The organism is Streptomyces sp. NPDC006309 (genome assembly GCF_040613095.1).
Taxonomy (GTDB): Bacteria; Actinomycetota; Actinomycetes; order Streptomycetales; family Streptomycetaceae; genus Streptomyces.
On the sequence record NZ_JBEXRO010000013.1, the window covers coordinates 70,734 to 91,245 of the forward strand.

The window sequence follows — 20,512 nt, forward strand, 5'->3', positions numbered from 1 at the left end:
CAAGGGCAACCTCCCCGCCCCCGGTGCCGCGAAGTCTGCCCGACCGTCCACTGTGCCCGCGCCACAGCCCGGCTAGCGTCGCGGCGTGAGCCTATGGACTTCTCTGGAACCGGCCTCCGCGACGGTGGATCCGGGTGGCAGTGCGTGTGTGCGGCTGCGGTTGCGTAACACCGGTGACGTGGTGGATGAGTACCGTTTCGAGCCGGTGGGGCCGGTTGCTGCGTGGACGACGGTGGAGCCGTCGGCGCTTCGGTTGTATCCGGGGACGACGGGGACGGTGGAGTTGATGTTCGCTCCGCCGCGTACTGCGGATGCGGCGGCGGGTCCGAATCCGTATGCGGTGCGGATCACGCCGACGGAGCATCCGGAGGCGACGACGGTCCCGGAGGGCAATCTCACGATCACGCCGTTCGTGGAGGTGCGGGCGGAGTTGGTGCCGCCGACCGTGAAGGGCCGGTTGCGTGGGCGGCCTCGTCTGGCGGTGGACAATCTGGGCAACACCAGGGTGACGGCGTCGGTCAGTGGCAGTGACAACGGTGACCAGTTGTCGTACGACATTCGTCCGGGCAGTGTGCAGATCGAGCCGGGCCGGGCGGTGTTCGTGAAGGCGACGCTGAAGCCGCGGAAGATCATCTGGTTCGGTGCGAGGGAGCAGCGGCCCTACACCCTGGCCGTCCGGCGTTCGGGTGCCGACGCCCTGCCCGTGGAGGGGACGTATGTCCAGCGTGGGTTCCTGCCGCGTTGGCTCGCGACCTTCTTCGGCGTGGTCACGGCACTCGCGATCACCTTCGTCATGCTGTGGATCGCCTACAAGCCCCAGGTGAACACGGGTGCCACCGAGAAGGTCGCCGAAGCCGGCACCACCCTCGCACCCTCCCCGCCGGTGTCCGCCGCCCCACCGCCACCTCCCTCGGCCACCGCCACGGCACCCCCTGCCGCGGCGCAGGAAACCCCGGAGGCGTCCGGTTCGGGCGCCGGGGCCGGGGGCGGAGGCGGCGGCGCCACGGCCACCGTGACCGCGAAGCCGCCGCAGGACACCGCTGCCACCGCCGTCCGGCGCCTCGCCAAGGACGATCCGTCCGGGCGGCACATCTGCTACCGCGCCTACGTCACCGGGCAGGGCTGGCAGAAACCGGTGTGCGACGGCACGATCGCAGGCACGACGGGCCACGACACACCCATCAAGGCCCTCAACATCGCGGTGACCGGCACCGACGGCTCGGCCGCCAACGCCTTCGTGCACAACCCGCGGTCGACCGACGGCAACGGTCAGTGGAATCCGCAGTGGACGCCCATCATGGCCGACGGCAAGGACAACTACATCGGCAGCACGAAGAAGGACGATCCCTACATGCTGGGCTTCGCCATCAACATCGGCAGCGGCCAGGTGTGCGAGACCGCGCACACCCGCAACTACGGCTGGGGCAAGCAGGGATGCGCCGATCCACGCCCCGCCCTCATCTTCGGCGGCACCCTCGACAACTCCCTCTGGCTCGAAGCCGTCAAGCTGACGGTGTGATCGGTGCTGAGTGACATGAGTCTGGCAATGTCGCCAGCGACAACAAGTGCCTGGACGTGGACGGCTACAGCACCGGCGGCAACGACGCCGAGCTCACGATCTTCGACTGCTCCGACACGGACGACCAGGAGTGGCTGATCGTCCGTCCCACGAAGGGCTGAGACGACCGGCCCCGGCTACCAGGACCCTTCGCCCGGCAGCAGCCGTCCCGCCTTGCGGTACTCCCGGCGGGCGCCCTCCAGGAGGTCGGCCGCGGTGACGAGGTCGCCGCGGCCCGCGGCGAGGTACGCGGCCGTCACCACGGCGCTGCGGACGGAACCGCCGGCCAGCTCGAAGTCGGCGGCCACCGAGGCGAGTTCGATGCCGTCCGTGCAGGGCACGTGGGACAGGCTGTGCCGCCACAGGGCGAGGCGCTGCTCGGCGCCGGGGAAGGGGAAGTCGACCACCAGATCCAGTCGCCGGGTGAACGCCTCGTCGATGTTGGCGCGCAGGTTGGTGGTGAGCAGGGCGATGCCGTCGAAGGACTCCAGCCGCTGGAGCAGGTAGGCGCTCTCCATGTTGGCGTACCGGTCGTGGGAGTCCTTCACCTCGGACCGCTTGCCGAAGACGGCGTCGGCCTCGTCGAAGAGGAGCACGGCGTCCGTGCGGTCGGCTTCGCCGAAGACGCGTTCCAGGTTCTTCTCCGTCTCGCCGACGTATTTGTCGACCACGGACGACAGCTGGACCACATAGAGGTCGAGGCCCAGCTCGGCCGCGACGACCTCCGCCGAGAGGGTCTTGCCGGTGCCGGACTCGCCGGCGAAGAGCCCGAGCACGCCCCGGCCCCGCCCGCCGCCCGCGCTGAGCCGCCAGTCACCGAGGACCCGGTCGCGGTGCCGGGCGCGCAGGGCGAGTTCCCGCAGCTGGGTCAGCGGGCGGTCGGGCAGCACGAGGTCGCTCCAGCCGACGGCGGGGCGGATCCGGCGGGCGTGCTGTTCCAGGCCGGACGCTGACTGCTGACGGGCGGCGAGGCGCACGTGGGCGGGGGAGAGCGGGGCCCCCTCGAAGCCGGCGAGGTCCTGGGCGGCGCGGGCGGCGCGGGCGATGCGGTCGTCGGGGAGGTGGTACGGGGCGACGGTGGCCGCCAGATCGAAACCGGGCTCCCCGCCCAGAACGGCCGACCAGGTGCCCACCGCCCCCGCACCGCGCCGGGGCACCTCCAGGACGAGGGGGTCGCGGTCGCACCACTGGGGATCGTACGGGCGCGGCCCGATGATCAGGACGGTGATGTCCGGTGCCGCCCGCAGCTCCCTGACGAGCGTGGCGGGCCGGTCCGGCAGCCCGGAGACGACGACGGCACGCCCGCCCAGCCGCGCGTCCCGCAGCAGTTCGGGCACCCGGTCCTGGGAGCCCGAGAAGCGCAGGGCGGGGACCCCCGCCCTGTCCAGGGCGGCGGCGGCGCAGGCGAGCCCGTCGCCCTCGCGGCCCTCGCGGAGATAGGCGGTGAGCGGCGGGCCGGTGGCGAGCCGGGCGGCCAGCAGGTGTACGAAGCGGGTGAAGTCGCCGTCGTCACCGTGGTCCTCGTCGTACGACTGTGGCGGCGCCGGCAGCGGATGGAGGTGTCCGGCAAGCGCGGCGTCAGGGGTGTCGTCGCCCAGCAGATGCGCGACGACCCGGTCGGGCACGCGCAACGAACGGCCGAGGAAAGGGCGTTCGGGTTCCTCCACCGTGAGCAGCCCTAGCGCGGCCAGCGGGGCCGAGGGGCGCAGCCGGGCCCGGGCGCCCGCCGAGTGTGCGGGGATCCCGCACAGGTCGAGGGCGAGGGCGATGGTGGCCCGCCGCCTGCTGACGTCGTCGTTGAGATAGCCGTACAGCGGCTCGAAGGCGCGGTCCAGGTCGGGGGCGAGGGCGATGAGCAGCAGGGCGGCGTCGAGTTCGGTCAGTCCCAGCCTGGCGGACAGGACCGCCAGGCGGTCGTCCGGCGGCTCGGCGGGGCCGGGGAGCCCGGGCGGCAGGGGCTCCGCCGGGCGCAGCAGATGGCGTACCGCTTCCTCCGACAGGTACAGGCCGCGCAAGGGGTCGGCGGCCGTGGGATCGTCGGCGGAGCGGTGCTCGACCAGCAGGGCGACCCGGTCACGCAGGGCGGCGAGGCGGGCGAGGAGCGGGACGGCCGGATCGGAAGCCGGGTCCGTCACGTCGTACGGCGGGGTCCACGTGGTCACTTCGCCCGGCCCGCCCCGCCGCGGCGCCCGGCCGCCTTCCGGGCGTCCCGGGCCGCCGCCACCTGCCGGGGCCGGTGCGCGCGTTCCTCCGCCTCGGCCGGGACGCCGTCCAGGGTGCGCACGCGAACCGCCGCGCCCTCGGTGACCGGCGGCCCGGCGTCGTACTCGGGATAGGCGGGGAAAGGCGCGGTGACCACCAGGTCGAGGGACGGTTTCAGCTCACCGCCGAGCGCGGACCAGATCTCCGCCAGGGACCGCGACTCGGTCTGGATACCGGCCACCGACAGCGGTACCGCCATACCCAGCACGCCGAGCGCGCCGGGCAGCTCGGACGGGGCGAGCAGTTCGCGCGGGATCAGGGTGGCCAGCACGGCGGACAGCAGCCGGTGTTCGTCCTGTGGCTGCTTGGTCCACGCCGTCACCAGGTACGACAGCCGGAACCAGCGCGGCGGCTGGCGCCGCTTGACGATCACCTCGCGCTCGTCGAGCACGGGGATGTGGCCGCGCTGGCGGCGGTTGACGTCCTCCCGTATGTCGTACAGATAGACATTGATCGTGGGCGCGTTGCGGCGGGCGGCCCAGTCACGGGTGGGGGCGTCGAAGGCGACGTCGATACCGGAACCGGCCAGCGCGCCACCACCGAGCAGGGTCTTGAGGACCTCGTCCACCTCGTGGATCACCGTCGTGCTCCCGCCCCGCCGTCCCCGGCCTCGCCCGTGCGCCTGCCACCGTGACCGATCCTGCCCTCGGGGCGCCCGCCCCCGCAGGCACGCCGGGGACGGCCGCGGGGCAGACCGGTCTGCCCGAGGGGGCGGTACCGGATGCCCGTTCGGTCAGATGTAGCCTTCCCGCAGGGCATACGCCACGGCGTGCGCCCGGTTGCGCAGGTGCAGGCGGGTGGTCAGCCCGTGCACGACGTTCTTGACGGTCCGTTCGGAGTAGGAAAGCTTGCTGGCGATCTCTCCGGTGTCGAAACCCTCGGCGACCAGCCGCAGCACGTCCACCTCACGCGATGTCAGCCCCGAGGCGAGGGTGCCGCCCGTGCGGGCGGCCGCGCTGCGGTGCAGCGTGCCCACCTGGCTGATGAGCCGGCCGAGCAGGTCGGCGGGCAGGTCGCCGTCACCGCGGGCCGCCGCCAGGACCGCCTGCACCAGGCGCGTCGCGGTGGCCTCGTGGCGCCACACGATGGCGCCCACCCCGCACTCGATCACGTCGAGCAGTTCGGCCTCCCGCAGGGACTTCACGACGAGCACCGCCCGCGCTCCCTCGCTGCGCACCAGCCGGCGCAGCCGGGTCAGCGCGGACTCGTCGAGCAGGTCGTCGACGAGCAGCGCCACCGTGCCCGGGCCCCCGTCCTCCCTGACGTCGATCTCCGGATACCGGCGCAACTGGCCCAGCACCCCCTCGCGCAGGATCGGGTCCGGAGCGTGCACCGCCACCGGTACCCGCTCGGCGGAGCCGGCCGTACCGGGGTGTGTGGTCCGCGATGAGCTGAGCAAGCGTTTCCCCTATGTCCACGTGCGCGCCACCTGTACGGGATCGGTGGCAGGCGTGCGTTCCTCACACTCCGGCGCCGGGAGGGACCCGCGCAATCGTGGAGCACCACGAGGGACACCACGAGATCGGCCGTACGACATCCACGACGGCGACCCGTCCGACCCAGGAGGCAGGGATGCCCGGACCGCACGGTGACCGGCCGCGCGAACACCGCGAGGCCGCCGCGTCGCTGGCAGCCGCGGCCGCGCGGGCCCGGGCCGGCGCGGGCGGCCTGGTGCTGCTGCGCGGAGCCACCGGCACCGGCCGGACCACCGTCCTGGAGGCCGCCGCCGAGGACGCCGCCGACCACGGCATGCGGGTGCTGCGCGCCCGCTGCTCGCCCGGCGACACCACCGTCCCCTTCGCCACCGTGCTCCAACTCCTCGGCCCGCTCCCGCACTTCGCCCAGCCGGGGGAATCCGGCGGCGAGCGTGAGCAGGCCGCCCTGCTGTGGGAGCTGCTGCGCGCACACGCCGACGCGTCCCCGCTGCTGCTCGCCGTGGACGACGTCCACCTCGCCGACGCCCCCTCGTACCGCTGGCTCGTGGAGTCCGCCCGGCACGTGGACCGATTACGGCTGCCGATCCTGCTGGCGGTCACCGAGCGCAGCCAGTACGACGTCGACCCGCCCGCGCCGGGCTTCACCCACACCCTCTCGCCCGCCCTCGTCCACACCCACACCCTCGCCCCGCTCACCCCGGACTCGGCGGCCGAACTGGTGCGCACCCGGTTCCCGGCGGCCACCGGGACATGGGTCGACGACTGTGTACGGGCCGGTGCCGGCAGCCCGATGCTGCTGACCGCCCTCCTCGACGACCTCGGCGACCCGGGCCGGCACCCGGCTGTACCGGAGATGTCCGCCGCGCTGTACCCCGGCGCGTACCCGGCGGCCGTCTCCTGGTTGCTGGACAACGCGGGGCCCGGCACGGCGGAGGTGGCACGGGCACTCGCCGCCCTGCACGAGGGCTGGGACGGTCACCCGGGCGGCGGCCCCGGCTGTACCGCCGAGGGTCTGGGCCGGCTGCTCGCCGAGCTGGCGGACGCCGACCCGGCCCGGGTGACGGGCTGGCTCACCGCGATGACCGGCCTGGGCGTCCTCCGTTCCGGCCCGGACGGCCACACCCGGTACGCCCACCCCCTGCTGCGGGACGCGGTGCTCACCGGCGTGCCCGCTGCCCGGCGGCGCGCGGCACACCGGCAGGCCGCAGAGGCGATGCTACGCCGCGGCGCTCCCACCGAGACGGTCGCCCGCCAACTGCTGCTGTCCGGCCCGGTGGACGAGCCCTGGGCGTCGGGTGTGCTCCAGGACGCGGCCTCCCTCACCCTGCGCGACGGCCGGGCCGGCGACGCCGTCACCTTCCTGCGCCGGGCCCTCGACGAGCCGCTGCCCGACGAGCGCCGGCAGCGGCTGCTGACCGAGCTGGGCTCCCTCGAATGCGCCGGTCCGGGTACCGCGTCCGGGATCTCCCGGCTCACCGAGGCCCTGCGGCTGTCCGGCGCCCCGCGGGACCGGGCCCGCGCCGCCGTCGCCCTCGGCACCGCGCTGGCCGGACGCGGCGAGGCCCGTGCCGCCGTGGAGGTGCTGCGCACGGTGGACGACCAGCTCACCGACCGCCCCGAGCTGGCCGGCCTCCTGCACAGCGCCTCCGCCCTGCTCTCCGACCACGACCAGACCGTCCGCCGCGATGTGTACCGGCGGCTGTGGGACACCGCCGGACACTCGCCCGAGCTGGTCGGGCCGGCCACCCGGGCCCTGCTCGTACGGCACGCGGCCACCGCCGGGCTCACCTCGGCGCACGACGCGATGAAGCAGGTCCGCGCCCTGCTCGCCGAGCCCGCCGACCCGCTGACGGAGCCCTTCCTGCTGGGCACGGCCGCCGCGGTCGCCCAGTGGGCCGACGAACTCGACGAGGCGGACCGGCTCGTGGACCGCGGTCTGGCCGGCCAGCGCCCCGACCTGCTGCACCCGATGCACGAGGCGCTGCTCAACGTACGGGCCGACACCGCGGCGGCACGCGGCGCGTACGGGCAACTGCCCGCCGAGCCGCCCCTGACCGCGGACGCCGGACCCGCCAACGCGCACGCCCACACCTTGATCGCGCTCGTGGACCTGGGCCGCGCGGACGAGGCACGGCGGTTCGCGGACGGCTTCGACCTCCACGCGGCGCCCGACTCCTGGGAGCTGAACCGGTTCCTCTACGCGCGGGGCGTGCAGCGGGCCGCCGCGGGCGACGCGGCGGGGGCGCTGCACGACTTCCTGGAGTGCGGCCGCCGCCAGTCGGCCCGCGAGGTGGTCAGCCCGGTCGTCACCCCGTGGCGCTCGTCCGCCGCCGAGTGCCGGCTCCTCCTGGGCAGCCCCCGCGAGGCACTCGCGCTCGCCCAGGAGGAGGTGCGGCTGGCCCGGGTGTGGGGCACCCCCCGCACGGTAGGCCGCGCCGTGCGGGTGCTCGGCACGGTGACGGGGGGCCGGCGCGGTCTGGAGCTGGCCGAGGAGGCCGTACGACTGCTGCGGGACGCCGGCACCGGCACGGAGCGGGAACTGATCGCCGCGCTCGTCGCGCAGGGCCGGCAGCTGACCGCCACCGGGGACCGCGCCCGGGCCCGGGAAGGCCTGCGGGAGGCGGCCGAACGCGCCGAACGCCTCGGCGCACCGCGGCTGCGCACGCTCGCCGAGGAGGCCCTGCGCGAGGGCGGCGCACGTCGTGCGAGTGCCACCCGCACCGGCTCCGGCGCCCTCACCGGCAGCGAACGCCGCATCGCCCAGCTGGCCGCCGACGGCCGCACCAACACGGAGATCGCCGCCCTGCTGCACCTCGCCCGGCGCACCGTGGAGACCCATCTCACCCACGTCTACAAGAAGCTGGGCATCCGCCGCCGCGGCGAACTGCGCGAGGCGCTGAGCGGGGACCAGGGCCTCTCGTCCGGATGATGCCGGGACGCTAGCTCGCGGGCGGGGCCGGTGCGGCCGCCTTGGTGAGACCCAGCCGGTCGTCGGGGTCCCGGAGGCCGGCGGCCTGAGTCGTCAGCATGCGGCGGACCACCGGCTCCGGCATGCGGATCACCACCGGCGCCGGGAGGGTGATCTCCCGTACGGCGGTCGACGTGCGGCCGGACCGTACCCGGTTGGTCACCTCGGCCACCACCCTGAAGTAAGCGGGCGGTCGAGCGACACCGGACCCATTTGCCGCTCCCGCCACACCGGTACGTCAACTGCGGTTGACCACACGGTCCCGGTGCGGTCGCGGACGCCGGCCATCGGGGCCGACCGGGACGCGGCGTCGCCTCGTACACGCCGTACTCCTGCGTGAGTTGCAGCCGATCACCTGGGCCGGGACGAGCGCCCGGGCATGCCGTGGGGGCGGGTGATGTGGAGGAGATGTGTGGCGGACGACCTGTGATCCTTTCGTATATACAGTGCGTGTTAGCCTGCCCGCGGTCACGATCGATCACGTACGGGGGAGGCACGGTGGGCTCGGACGGCTACCAGGTCAAGGCAGGTATGACCGGCCAGGCCCAGCAACTCGACGACGCCGGAACGGACATGGACGGCATCAGCGCGGCCGTCAAGTCCCGCGCGAGTTACTCCTACGGCGATGCCGGCGGCGAGGACGCCGCGTCGGCGCTGAACGCGTTCGTCGACGCCTGGGAGGCGGAGGCCAGGACACTGGCGTCGGCGCTGCACGAGCTCGGCGGCAAGGTGCAGTTGGCCAAGAAGACCTACCACGGCACCGACGGCCGGGTGAAGGCGCACGCGGACAGCGTCCCCGCCGGCGGTACGAGCGGCCTCACCGGCACGTCGACGCAGGGCGGGCGCGCCTCGGCCCTGTCGAGCTACTGAGGAACGGCCGGTGTCCTTCTTCTCCTCCCCCCTCGACTCCCCTTCCTTCCGCCTCGCGTGGCTCGCCGGACTGTCCGAGAAGATGCTCGGTGCCGGGAGCAAGAACGACCTCCTCGACCTGATCGACGACGCCCTCTCGGTGCCCGCACCGGGCGGCGACCAGGGCGTGCTGGAGGGCCTGGCAAGGCTCTACCGCGGCCAGGTCGACCAGGTCGGCAGCGTCTTCGACCAGGTCGACCGGGTGGGCCGCAAGGGTCTGCCGGAGGTGTGGGTCGGCGACACGAGCGTCCTCGCCTCCGACGCGGTGAACGCCGCCGGGCGGTCCGTGACCCGGATGAGCGAGGCGTTCCAGGGGTGCGCGACGGTGCTGCTGACGCTGGCCGACGCGATCGGCGCCGCGCAGCGCAAGGACGAGCAGGGCCGCGGACAGTTGCTGGAGCAGAAGAAGACGCTCGGCGGCAAGGACGGTTTCTTCGACGACCTGCACGAGAACGACGAGGAGGAGTGGGACCGCAAGAACGCCGCCCACTTCGGCTCCTACGCGGTCGGCCTGATGCACGCCGCCGTCTCCGACGCCCAGGAGGCCACCCGCGTCGCGGCCCGGGACCTGAACAAGTGGGCCGCCGAGGCACGGGCCGGGAAGATGGGGACCAGCGAACTCACCGCCGTCGACAAGCTGATGCTCGCCGACACCGGCGTCGCGGGCGCCGACACCGAGCTGAACGAGATCCTCACGGCCGGCGACCTGGCGCGCGCGTCGGCACGTATGGACCTGCTGAGCCTCGACGACGAGACGGCCATGGAGCGGATGCTGGCCACGTCGGACACCCCGCAGGAGCGGGCCTACCTGATGAAGGCCCTAGCCGCCGGCCACAGCGTCGCCGAGATCGGGACCTTCCAGAGAAAGATCCACGGCAAGGACCCCGACTGGCTGCGCCGGCACCTCACTCCGGTGGTCACCGAGGCGGACAGCATGAACGACGAGGGCCTGGCGCCGGACGGTTCGAACATCAACACGGACTACGTGACGTTCGACGGCCAGCGATGGATCCAGGGCGGCGACGGCCACGAGGGCACCTGCGTGGCCTCGTCCACCGTCACCTCCCGCGCCATGGTCGACCCTCTGTACGCGCTCGGCCTCACCGGCGGCCCCGACGGGCAGCAGGACGACCCCGACGCCTTCAAACAGCGCCTGGTGGCCGAACAGCACCGGCTGCACACCGAAGGCGACGGCGGCGAGAAGTGGGGCGGCATGGGGCCCGAGGGGCAGGAACGGATCAACGACACCACCGTCGGCAGCGCCACCGGCACTGACTACGAGCGCCAGGACCTCAACAGCGCCGCCGACCGCAGGGCCGTCCTCACCGACGTCGAGAAGTCGGTGGCGCAGGGGCGGCCGGTGCCGGTCGACGTCTCGGGCAAGGAGGGCGCCCACGCGATGACCATCATCGCCCAGGAGGGTGACAAGCTTCAGGTGTACAACCCCTGGGGCTCGACCACCTGGGTCAGCGAGGACGACTTCATCAACGGCCACATGGGCAAGGCTTCCACCAGTGATCTCCCCAACGCGTACAGCGTCTATCTTCCGCGGTAGCAGGGGCGGTGCCGCGGTCGCGGCGACCGCGCTCCTCGCTCTCACCACGGGCTGCGGCTCGGGCACCGACGAACCGGCGGGCGGCTCCACGAGCACCGCGAGCCACCCGACGAGCCACCCGGTGAAGGACACCAGCATCACCGCCGAGCCGGGCGAACGCTTCACGCTCACCGTCGACCAGAACGCCTCCACCCGCGAGTACTGGTACCTGGTCGCCCCCGAGCCCGACAGCTCGGTGCTGGTCAGCCGCGGCCGGCACTACGCGTCGGAATCCGGCGACAAACCGGTGGACGGTGCCGGCGGCCGGCTCACCTTCACCTTCGAGGCCAAGGGCAGGGGAACCACCCGGTTCACGCTGCTGCACTGCACGTTCACCACCTGCCAGGGCAACACCTCCACCCGGCCCCCCGGGACGACCGGACCCTCCGCCACCCCGGCCACGGGGCCGGCCACCCCCTCCCGGGCCCCCGAGCGCATCACCTACACCGTCACCGTCGACTGAGCCGCGGCGGACCAGCCAGATGAGCCGAGACACCCGAGGCCCCGCCATGAACGACGACACCCCGTACCCCCCGGACCGCACGGACGACGAGCTGGCCCGGCTCGACATCACCGTCCTGCTGCGGTACGGCCTCACCGCCGAACCCGGCGCCCGGCGCACCGCCCTGTTCGGCGACGGCGCCGCGGCCGCGGCCGTCATCCTCGACCGCCTCGGCACCGAGCCCCGCTCGGTCGCCTTCCTCGCCGACACCGTGCGCGCCGGCGGACTCGCCCGCGCCGCGGAGCTGCCCGAGCCCCTGCCCCGCCGGGAGGCGGCCGCCGTCGTACGGGAGTGGCTGCGGGCCGGCACCGAACTCGCGGGCGGCATCCCCGCCGACGACACCGCGGCCACCTGGCTGCACGCCGTCGCGACCATCATCGAACTGAAGCGGCTGACCCGGGCGCGGGGCGGCAGCAGGTGACCCGACGCCGACGGGTCAACCGCCGGCTGTAAAGTGACCGCACGCCTTTGACCTGCACCGAGCAGGCAGGGAGCCGACCTCTTGGAGCACTGCATGCTGCGCACGATGTTCAGGTCCAAGATCTAGCGGTTGGGTGTTTTTGCAGGTCGGAGCCCTGATGGCGACCTCCAGGTCAGCAAGTGGTCAGCATCAGGTCGGACAGTGTCCGGCTTGCTGACCCGCACCCGGGCAGGGCCTGCTGCGCTGCCCGGCGCGTGAAGCCAGTCGTCGCCAGGAGGCGTTTCCTCGGCCTCGGTGGCCCGCTGCGCTTCATCCGTGAACGATTGCAGGAGCCTGGAGGCGGCTCGGGCTGCCATCACGGCCCGCCTAGGCGGTCAGGTCCTCGAAGATGTGCCGCCCTGCCAGGACGGACCCTGTGCCCTTGCTTCCCACGCGAGTCTGTCGAGCGAGGTGAAAACCGTCAACCAGCCTTGGACGCGTCGCCCGTGTCTCGGGGGAGATCTTCTAGCCTGGCAAGAACTCCTTCAGACAGCGCCTTGAACTCCTTGAAGCAGGTTTTCACGTATTGTTGGGTGCTGCCGAGTGCACCGTCAGCCGGCCTCAGATCGAACATGGGCTTGCGTGCGTCGTGCGCGAGGGGCATCAAACTGCGGTAATTCCTCATGGTGGCAATGCGGTGGCTATCGTCCCCTCGCGAGGGCGGGGACTCACCGAGGACTGCTGAGGAATAGACCCAGGGAATGCGCTGGAGCCATCGCTCGTACGCCTTGACTGGTCTGTCAAGTCGCATTTCTGGCTGCATGATGACGTAGCCCAGCGGCTGCATGCTCGCGCCAGGGGCGGAGATGGTATCGGGCACCCTGGGCAGGACAAGGGACTGCCAGTCGGTGCGCCACTGGCGCAGCGTCGGACCCAGGTTGCTCAGACCCTTCAGGGAGAACAGGTCCGCGGCCAACGGCATTAGCACTGTGTCAGCTGAGATTAGGGCGGCCCGGTTGATGGCACCCAGGTTGGGGCCGACGTCGATCAGGACGATGTCGGCGTCCACGGACCGCGCCGCCTGCTCGATGATGCGGTGGAACGACGTGGACGTGCGAATGGCCGCGACGTCGCCTGCATAGGCGCGTGACCATTCATTGGACAGTTTGTCCTCGAAGCGGCTCAGGTCGAGACTGCCCGGCAGCAGCCATAGGTCCGGCTGGAGCCGCACCGGCTCGACGACCGCGATGTCACCGGTGCCCTCCAGAATGGGACGGACGGCGTCGGCAATGGTCTGACCGCTACGCACCCGACCCGTGCCCGGCAGACCCGCCATGGCCGCGCCTTGGTCGATGAGCTCGGAAGGGTTTTCCCACAGTTCCTCGATCTCTGTTTCCTCCAGGCACATGGACGTGAGGTTGGCCTGAGGATCGAGGTCGACTGCCAGCACACTTAGGCCGAGTCGCCTGATCATGTGGGCGAGGTGGTAGGTGAGGGTCGTTTTGCCCACCCCACCTTTGTTGTTGAACAACGCGATCGAGGTCATGCGGCTCTCCGGATGACGACAGCCCAGGACGTGTCGTCGACCTGGAACTCGGCGGGTGGGTTTCCATTGGTCTCTAGCGCCTTTTTCACCCGGCCAATACCCCGGCCGAACCGGTTCACGTAGCCGAGGCCCTTCATCGCGGCGGCCAGGGAAGGATTGCGGTAGTCGGTGACCCGGTCGAAGTTGTCGTTCCGGACCTGCCCGAAAGGCCCGCCGGGGTTGGTGACCTCGATGCGGTCGTCGAACCACACGATGCGGGTCGGCGCGTACGAGGTCTCGTAATTTCGGTGCATGAGGGCATTCATGCAGAGTTCGCGCAGTGCTTCCAACGGATAGTCTGGGCGGGGCGTCTCGCGGAAGCCGTCCTCCACGAGGCGAGTGCGCAGATTACTCCGCAGAAGGGGTTCGAGCCGGGCCGACAGTCCCACCAGGTTCTGACGCAGTTCCTGCTCGTCCGCGACGGGGGCGTCGAGGTCCATGCCCTGATAGCGGACGAACTGGAGGTACGCCCCGGGAATGTGGCTTCCGGGGTCGAGACCGACGGTGAGTAGGCCGAGCACGGTCGGCGCACCGTCCGGCGTCATGAGGTGGAGTGACGACAACTGGAGGTTCACGGGACGGCCGTTCTCCTCGATCACCTCGGGCGCGACCATGGAAGGCAGGTACGACTGCCGGAACAGGTCAAGGTCTAGGTCTTCGAGGCGGGTGAGAGGCAGCGGGCGTGTGTCGAACGGGATGTCCTTGGCGCGACGACGCTCCGCCAGCACGCGCTCGTCCTCTCGGCTCGCCCTGCGTGTGGTGGGGCCGGGGCGGACCCAGATAACGCCCTCGAACCGGACTGGCGGGGTGGCGCATGCCTCGACATGAAGGCGGATGACCGGCTTCCCCCGAAAGACGGCCCTATCGACGGTAAGGGACGGGCGGTCGAGGATGCGCCCGTCGTCCCGCAGCTCGGTGAGCTGAAGCAGTGCTCGGTCGCTCAGGTCGACGCCGTCGACAGGATGTCCCTTGTCATCGACACCGATGAGGACGTCGCCACCACCGTGGCCGCCCAGATCGTTGGCCATGGCGCACACCGCGTTTCCGATGGCGTCTCCGCGTTTCCCCTCGCGTTTAGCGGTGCGTTTGAACTCAAGGGACGCGGACTCCTGCGTGCCCAGGAGGTCGGCAAGATCCGTTCTGTTGTCGCTCACGGTGTCCATTGTGCCGTGCGGGGTGCGCTGCTCGGCCCTAATCCAAGCCATGCGGCGGATCACGGCCGGTGCCTGTGCGCCTCCTGATCTCCGCCCACGGTTCTGCGGGAGGGCGGGCGAGGCTCCGCGCTCCAGCGGTCGGCCAGTACGTCAGCCAGGAGTAGGCCGCGGCCGATCATGGTCATCGCGTCCGGGGCAGCGGTAGCCAGCATCAGATCGAGGGGCGTCCGGGCTTTCTGGCCTGCTTCGGCGTCCGTTCCCCCGGTAGCCGTAGGCGGCGAAGAGCACGACCGGTTTGAGCTGGGCGAGGTGGTTCGAGGCGCCATAGCCAAGGCTGCAGGCCGATCACGGCGCACTGACCTACAGCGGATCCGGGGCGAGCGCGACGACGCCGCTGAGGATGCGTAAGCTGGGAGGGATGCGTCCGATTTGCCGGCCGAGATGATGACTTCTTGGCAGGCAGAGTCCGGCCTTTCCATGAATCCCGTAGCCGTGGACTCGGTACATCTGCGGTGGTCCGCGCCCGCGCTTTCTCGGTCCGATTGAGTCCGCCGCAGTCCGGCATCTGAACATGTGCGTGAGAGCGGGGCCTGGAACGCGATAGAGGTACTTACAGACGGCGGTACGTCTTTCCCTCGGGTTGCGCAGGATCTCCCTCGTCCTCGATGGGGAACTGATGACCGCGCAGCCGGTAGACCATCTCGTCCGGCGCAGCCTGCATCCGTGCCTGCCGCCAGGCCGCATCGAATGACAGGTGGCCGCCCGCTTCGCGTCGCAGGCGAAGCGCACGCCAGGAAGAGAGAGGGTCCAGGAAGATCCGCCACAGGGCCAGGCTCATTTGCGCCGCCCTTCCGCGGCACCAGGAGAAGGGACGGAGGAGTCGTCCGACGCGTCATCGCCCTTGAGTTTCTGGAGCGCATCGCAGAGCGCAAGCATGGCCCGGTTCTGCAGCTCAATGTCGTTGAAGCCCTGGCCGACCTTTTCCCACTGGTCGAGCATGGGCTGCCACCATTCGTCAGCCGCGACCATCCACCGCGACAGGCGCTGCCATTCGGCAACCTGCTCAGCGCCCGGCCAATCGCCCTGCCGCTCGATCCGGTCGAGCACGAAGAGGTCGGGCTGCTCGTACAGGTTCGTGCGTAGGAACCGCAGCCGCCGTACCCGTGCCTCGTCCGCCTGCTGCTGAGCAAGATCCTCCCGTGCGCTCTTCGAGAGCGCCAGTTCCACACGGGCAGCCAGACACCGGTACTCGGTGGCGCGGGTGTGTTCCGAGGCGCCGAGCTCGGCGTTGATGGTGTCCTGCGCGGTGCGCACCTCTACGGCTGGGAAGAGCTGCGCGACCTCGCCGGCCCGCGCTAGGCTCCGGCTGAGTACGAGGTCTTCGAGATTGGGCCGGGTCCGTAGCGCGGGGCGCCACTCGATCGTGAACGTGGCCTCGAAATGGATACCGGGGGTGTCACTGCGGAGCATCCGTGGCTGGGTGCAGTGGATCGTGCGGGCCCGGCGCTGCCAGAACCACCTCACGCCGGATCCCTGTTGAGTTGAATCACCGTGCGGACGCGCGGGTCCACGAGACGGTCCCAGAAGTCGTTGGCCGCGTTCGTCTCCCCGTCGACTGAGACGTGCTCCAGTGCCTGCATCAGGCTCACGGAAGCCTTGAAGATCTTCTGGCCGCGCAGGACGGGCAGCAACCCGTCGCGGACGCGGGCGTAGGTGTCGGGGTCGGCCGCCGACTGCCTGATCCATGCGGTGAGGCGGTTGATGGCGTCCGGCGCCCTGGCGATGTCCCCCAACAGGTCCTGCAGTGCCCGCTTCACGTCCACTTCGGACGGGACTTCATCGGACAGCAGCCACGGGGTGGTAGTGCCCGGCACGGACATCAGGGCCAGGAAGGCCGCAGTGCCTGCACCTTGAGATCGACCCGACTGCTGCCATGCGCGCACCTCGGCGATGAGCCGGGCCACCCCGGCGGGGTGCTGCGCCTGCTCGACGAAGGCTTTGACAGCCTCAGACCAGGCTGATTCGTGCCCGCTGTTGGCGGCTCGCCGCAGCCGGACCATAGCCATCCTGGCCTGAGAAGACGTGACATCCGGGGAGTTCAGGACCTGTCGGCAGGCGGTCACCACCGTAGTCGCACGTTCCTTGCCTGATGCCCAGCCGTACAGAATGCCCCACGCTTGGCGGCCGATATGCTCGTCCTGCACTGCCTGGACCAAGAGGGCGCTGAGGAGTTCCTCCTGCACCGGATAGGTCTGGGTGCCGAGTTGTACGAGGTGGTTGAGGTTCCCGTGCCGCAAGGTCAGAGCGGCGATGGCATCCACGACATGCTCGCTCGCCTCGCTGCCGTCCCCGGACATAAGCCACTTCAGTAAGGGATCGCGCATGACCTCATAGTTGTCCTAGACGTAGGTCAGGACGGCCCTGCCGTAGCCTGGTTGATCGAAGACGACCTCGTCGTGGCTGCCAACTCCGGCGCCGGCATCGACGACACGGCGGCGCAACCCGCGGCTGGCGAACGCTGCACTTGTCGTCGAGGCGAAGCCGCTCCCGCCGGCGGCGTCGGCGCTGATGATTTGCTGCAGGTCCCTTGCGGCTCTGGCCACTACGGGCATTGGAGCGGATTGGTGCACAGCGAGGGCCAGGAGGAGGCAGCGGTCCTCCAGCGGCAGCGACGTGTCCTTGCCTCCGTGCACGGAGACCGTCTCTCCGAACAGGATGTCGAGTTTGTCCCGCCAGTCAGACAGGGCGGATGTGACTCGTTCGGCAAGCCCGGCATCAAGCGCGGACCACGACGATGGGACGTCCATGGGGAGCGAGGAATCGGTCAGCCGCTCGTGTTCCCGCCACGCGAGCACGACGGAGTCCGCCATGCGGACCGCTTCCACGGCATCGAGACGGCTTAGCGAAGCCTTGGTCTTGTCGACGGAGTGAAGGTAGGCAATCAGGCCGGGGACCTTGCGAGCCCGCAGCCGGGCCTCCACGACACTCTGGGCCGGCGGCGGCTCGTTGAGATGGACGACGTGAATGCCTGACTGGACCGCGATGTAGTGATCAGTCCAGAGGTCCTTGGCCACGTTCAGGACGAGGTAGGAGCCCAGTCTTTCCAGAAGCCCGGCATGCTCTTCGAGCATGGTGAGAAAATCGGCCGAGACCCGGTCGTTGTCGGGGTCCTTGAGGTCGACCTGGTAGGCGTGGCGTTCCTCGGCGGGAAGCCAGCCCACTTTGGGCGTCTTCCAGTCCGCGTCCAGTTTCACGATGTCGGTGTCCTCGTCCGTGTGCCGGGCGAGGAGGTGCAGGGCTAGGGTGGTCGATCCGTACGACCGAGGGGCGACGATGATCAATACGTGCTTTCGCGGGTGTAACCCCGCCGGATCCAGAGCCTGCTGCCACGTCTCGGCCCATTGGCCTTCGCGGACGATCGGCTCCTGCTTGATCCGGTGACGAGGAAGAGTGGGGCCTTCGAGGATTCCCTGCTTGCGGGTCTCGTTGATGATCCTGTCGGCGTGGTTGACGAAAAACTCCGGACGGTTCACCGTGATCGGCGTCGGCCTGGTGTCCGGTACGGGGGGCACGACGAAGGCTGCCGGGTCGACCCGGCCTCCACCAGCGGCCTCCGTGCCTTCAGTAGCGTTACTGCTTGGGTTTGGCGGCCACGGAGCCATGCCGTCAGCTCCCTTCAACGGAGACTCGGGCTCGCCGGGAGGGCGGGGCGGAAAAAGGGGACGATCATCGGACATGCGCTTTCTGGTTTCTTTCGAGGCGGCAGGGGTGCTACGGGCACAGGCAGGGTCAGATCCGGCGCCGGTCGATGCGCATCGTCCCGACCTTGTTGATCACGGTGGTGTCGGTCATTTCGCCGTTGAACTGGAAGACGGCGCCGGGCGGGTTATTTGGGCCGGCCGACGGCGTCGGCGCAGCTGTTCCACCCCCACCTCCGAGCGGTTCCGGGTTGATGAGCGGGGCGACGGATTGCGGTGTCATCTGAGGTACGAACAGCCAGCACGGCTCCTCGAACGCCTTGCCGTGCACCCGCGCCGTGGCGCGGAGGAAGCGTTCCTCGTCGAGGTCCGGCGTGCGTCCCGCACGGACGGTCCGCCGGAACGCCGACTCTGAGACGACGGCGGCCAGAAAGCCGCCCCGGTGCTCCCGGGCCACGGTGAGGCCGGCGCGCACGACCTGGCTGTCGAGCAGTCGGCAGACCTCGTTGATGGCGTCGCCACGGTGGTCGGGCAGGGAGAGCGGTCCGACGTGCACAGCGGCACGCAATCGGATCGCCGGTGCGCTGGCGAGTCGTTCACGGTCGTACCGGACGAGCGCTGTGTGCAGGTGTTCCAGTAGCGGGTCGACCAGCCGTGCGATGTCCTTGGCTGGCATGACGAAGATGGCCCCGTCACCGGTGTCCTTGAACGTACCGGGCCGGTCTCGTGGGTCCTGCAGCCCAACGTGGGCCAGCACATTGGTGAGGACGTCGTCCAGGTCGGAACGGACCGGTGCCATCTTCGCTTCCCGGATCTGGCTGTAGCCCTGCATGTCCACGGCCAGGAGTGCCTGCTCCGGAGGCACTTCGACGGACGAAGGTGAGGCAAGGGGCATGCTGTCACCGACCTTTCGGTCACGACGGAGGAATCGAGTGCCCCATGCTGATCGGCCCGGGCGCGCTCTGGTGCCCACTACTGGGCACCACCCGGGTGCGGCCGGTCACATCGTGCTGCGGGCGTGGGCCGCGATCGATGTAATGTCGTGGATCAGGAGTCCGCCACCCGGATCCGTCTCCAGCCAGCCCTCTTCCCGCCACGGCTTGATCGCCGCACCGACGGCGTTGCGGGACGCACCGATCATCTGGGAGAGCTCTTCCTGAGTCAGTCGGACACTGACCGCTGGCTGATTCGTCGAAGCCGCATCCACAAGCCGGCGCAGGGCGCCGGCCAGGCGTACGGGAACACATGCGGTGGCGAGTTCGAGCCTGACGGCCTCGGACTCCCTGACCCGCGCGATCGCATGGCGCAGCAACGGGTTGAGCAGGCTGTTGCTCTCGACAAAGGAAAGAAAATCGGGGGCCGGAATGAGGTGCACGTGGCAGGATTCCGCGGCGATCACAGAAGCCGAGCGGGGCTGCGCATCAAGGACGGCCAGTTCGCCGAGCAGCTCACCAGGGCCGCGTACCGCGAGCAGGGCCCGTTCCCCATTCGACCCCGTCAGTGCCACGAGGGTCGACCCCGAAGCTAGAAGGACCACATGGGTGCCGGGATCCCCCTGCCGCAGGAGGACACTGCGGGCCGGGCGCACCCGCATGGGGGCGAGGCCACGCAGCTGCGACCACAGACTCTCGCCGATCACTGCCATGTGCGAGTGATACATATCCCCCCAAACGTAGGGACCAACTCATATAGGGTGAGATTCTCAGGACGCGAGGAAGGTGAGCAACAGGACCAATCCGGCCACACTGATTGCGGCCACGGTTAGATCGACGGCCACCTTGATCGCCCGGAACTTACGGCGCGCGAGGGTGGTCAGAGCGGCCTCACGTTCCGGTAACTCGTTGCAGTTCGCCGGGCGTCGCGGGACGGGTGCCGACGAGTGCCTGCTTGCGCTACGTCCGCCGACGAACTCCTCCCGCCAAACGAGCCCGTCGTCCTTCGGGAAGATGGGGCGCAGGGCCATCAGTGCCGATACCAGGGCTGCCCCGAGCAGTGTGCCCACCAGCGCCATGGCCACGCTGAGCATGCGCGACGAGTTGACGGGTGTGGACAGTGCCGTCCCCGCCGTGATCGCAAGTAGTGCACCGGTGACTCCGCTCAGTGCAGTTGCTTTCGTATCCGCACGCTGCACCTCGACGAACATCCTGTCTTCGCCACTCGGGCGCACACCGGTTGTCGTTGAGACGTGCAGTGGGACGTTCTGCGGCTCGGATGCTTCCACTGCCTTCTCCTTTTCGTTGCCTTGCGGCTTGGAGTAGCAGTCTGGGCAGGCGGCCGGAACGCAACTGCCCACCAGGTGGCAGTGGTCGCGATCGATCGGTCACAGTCGGGAGCCGGGAGCGGATGCAGCCCGGGCTGCCGGGTGCGTTGAACGACTTCTAGGTCGATGCGGAGAGTGGCTCCATGCTCGACGAAGCGCATACCTGGCGCATCGTCAGGTAAGTCA

The 20,512-nt window shown here is 70.3% G+C and carries 19 protein-coding genes; 6 read left to right on the forward strand and 13 right to left on the reverse strand.

What is annotated here, in order from left to right; genetic code table 11:
• Positions 1 to 85 precede the first annotated feature (85 nt).
• The gene (locus ABZ117_RS18705) at positions 86 to 1,519 is read left to right on the forward strand and encodes a hydrolase (protein WP_356822058.1); all 1,434 of its coding nucleotides are present in this window, start codon (positions 86 to 88) and stop codon (positions 1,517 to 1,519) included.
• Between the two features lie 176 nt (positions 1,520 to 1,695).
• Here ABZ117_RS18705 and ABZ117_RS18710 read toward each other — a convergent pair whose 3' ends face one another.
• The 3 genes from ABZ117_RS18710 to ABZ117_RS18720 all read right to left on the reverse strand — a co-directional run bounded on the left by ABZ117_RS18710 (position 1,696) and on the right by ABZ117_RS18720 (position 5,219).
• Positions 1,696 to 3,720 (reverse strand): ATP-binding protein, encoded by a 2,025-nt coding sequence (locus ABZ117_RS18710; RefSeq protein WP_356822060.1) that lies wholly within the window; start codon positions 3,718 to 3,720, stop codon positions 1,696 to 1,698.
• Positions 3,717 to 4,400, reverse strand: coding sequence for a DUF4255 domain-containing protein (locus ABZ117_RS18715; RefSeq protein ID WP_356822062.1), 684 nt, complete (start codon positions 4,398 to 4,400; stop codon positions 3,717 to 3,719). The genes ABZ117_RS18710 and ABZ117_RS18715 overlap by 4 nt, the downstream gene beginning before the upstream one ends.
• A 153-nt stretch (positions 4,401 to 4,553) precedes the next feature.
• Positions 4,554 to 5,219: a response regulator transcription factor gene (locus tag ABZ117_RS18720; protein WP_356822064.1), complete on the reverse strand. Its 666-nt coding sequence runs from the start codon at positions 5,217 to 5,219 to the stop codon at positions 4,554 to 4,556.
• 173 nt (positions 5,220 to 5,392) lie between these two features.
• On the opposite strand from ABZ117_RS18720, the gene ABZ117_RS18725 reads away from it, so the two are divergent.
• The gene (locus ABZ117_RS18725) at positions 5,393 to 8,185 is read left to right on the forward strand and encodes an AAA family ATPase (RefSeq protein ID WP_356822066.1); all 2,793 of its coding nucleotides are present in this window, start codon (positions 5,393 to 5,395) and stop codon (positions 8,183 to 8,185) included.
• Positions 8,186 to 8,195: 10 nt separating this feature from the next.
• On the opposite strand, the gene ABZ117_RS18730 is transcribed toward ABZ117_RS18725, so the two are convergent.
• Positions 8,196 to 8,396 carry a hypothetical protein gene (locus ABZ117_RS18730; RefSeq protein WP_356822068.1) on the reverse strand — a complete coding sequence of 67 codons (201 nt, stop codon included), beginning with the start codon at positions 8,394 to 8,396 and terminating at the stop codon, positions 8,196 to 8,198.
• 326 nt (positions 8,397 to 8,722) lie between these two features.
• On the opposite strand from ABZ117_RS18730, the gene ABZ117_RS18735 reads away from it, so the two are divergent.
• The 4 genes from ABZ117_RS18735 (at position 8,723) to ABZ117_RS18750 (ending at position 11,650) form a co-directional block, all read left to right on the forward strand.
• Positions 8,723 to 9,094 carry a hypothetical protein gene (locus ABZ117_RS18735; protein ID WP_356822070.1) on the forward strand — a complete coding sequence of 124 codons (372 nt, stop codon included), beginning with the start codon at positions 8,723 to 8,725 and terminating at the stop codon, positions 9,092 to 9,094.
• 10 nt (positions 9,095 to 9,104) lie between these two features.
• Positions 9,105 to 10,688, forward strand: coding sequence for a peptidoglycan-binding protein (locus ABZ117_RS18740; protein ID WP_356822071.1), 1,584 nt, complete (start codon positions 9,105 to 9,107; stop codon positions 10,686 to 10,688).
• 121 nt (positions 10,689 to 10,809) lie between these two features.
• A complete protein-coding gene (locus ABZ117_RS18745; RefSeq protein ID WP_356822073.1) occupies positions 10,810 to 11,190 on the forward strand; it encodes a protease inhibitor I42 family protein in 381 nt (126 codons plus the stop codon).
• A gap of 46 nt (positions 11,191 to 11,236) precedes the next feature.
• The gene (locus ABZ117_RS18750) at positions 11,237 to 11,650 is read left to right on the forward strand and encodes a hypothetical protein (RefSeq protein ID WP_356822075.1); all 414 of its coding nucleotides are present in this window, start codon (positions 11,237 to 11,239) and stop codon (positions 11,648 to 11,650) included.
• Positions 11,651 to 12,110: 460 nt separating this feature from the next.
• On the opposite strand, the gene ABZ117_RS18755 is transcribed toward ABZ117_RS18750, so the two are convergent.
• The 9 genes from ABZ117_RS18755 to ABZ117_RS18795 all read right to left on the reverse strand — a co-directional run bounded on the left by ABZ117_RS18755 (position 12,111) and on the right by ABZ117_RS18795 (position 20,287).
• Positions 12,111 to 13,175 carry an AAA family ATPase gene (locus ABZ117_RS18755; protein ID WP_356822077.1) on the reverse strand — a complete coding sequence of 355 codons (1,065 nt, stop codon included), beginning with the start codon at positions 13,173 to 13,175 and terminating at the stop codon, positions 12,111 to 12,113.
• Positions 13,172 to 14,377, reverse strand: coding sequence for an ATP-binding protein (locus tag ABZ117_RS18760; RefSeq protein ID WP_356822277.1), 1,206 nt, complete (start codon positions 14,375 to 14,377; stop codon positions 13,172 to 13,174). The genes ABZ117_RS18755 and ABZ117_RS18760 overlap by 4 nt, the downstream gene beginning before the upstream one ends.
• Positions 14,378 to 14,978: 601 nt before the next feature.
• Positions 14,979 to 15,206: a hypothetical protein gene (locus tag ABZ117_RS18765; protein WP_356822078.1), complete on the reverse strand. Its 228-nt coding sequence runs from the start codon at positions 15,204 to 15,206 to the stop codon at positions 14,979 to 14,981.
• Positions 15,203 to 15,838: a hypothetical protein gene (locus tag ABZ117_RS18770; protein ID WP_356822080.1), complete on the reverse strand. Its 636-nt coding sequence runs from the start codon at positions 15,836 to 15,838 to the stop codon at positions 15,203 to 15,205. Before ABZ117_RS18770 ends, ABZ117_RS18765 begins: the two co-directional genes overlap by 4 nt.
• A gap of 50 nt (positions 15,839 to 15,888) precedes the next feature.
• Complete coding sequence (locus tag ABZ117_RS18775; protein WP_356822082.1) at positions 15,889 to 16,752, reverse strand: hypothetical protein; 864 nt, start codon at positions 16,750 to 16,752, stop codon at positions 15,889 to 15,891.
• Between the two features lie 15 nt (positions 16,753 to 16,767).
• Positions 16,768 to 17,901, reverse strand: coding sequence for a hypothetical protein (locus tag ABZ117_RS18780; RefSeq protein WP_356822084.1), 1,134 nt, complete (start codon positions 17,899 to 17,901; stop codon positions 16,768 to 16,770).
• Positions 17,902 to 18,157: 256 nt separating this feature from the next.
• Entirely contained in the window at positions 18,158 to 19,039 is an 882-nt protein-coding gene (locus tag ABZ117_RS18785) for a hypothetical protein (RefSeq protein WP_356822086.1), read from the reverse strand.
• A 27-nt stretch (positions 19,040 to 19,066) separates the two neighbouring features.
• Positions 19,067 to 19,711 (reverse strand): Crp/Fnr family transcriptional regulator, encoded by a 645-nt coding sequence (locus ABZ117_RS18790; RefSeq protein WP_356822088.1) that lies wholly within the window; start codon positions 19,709 to 19,711, stop codon positions 19,067 to 19,069.
• 57 nt (positions 19,712 to 19,768) lie between these two features.
• Positions 19,769 to 20,287, reverse strand: coding sequence for a hypothetical protein (locus tag ABZ117_RS18795; RefSeq protein WP_356822090.1), 519 nt, complete (start codon positions 20,285 to 20,287; stop codon positions 19,769 to 19,771).
• Positions 20,288 to 20,512 lie beyond the last annotated feature (225 nt).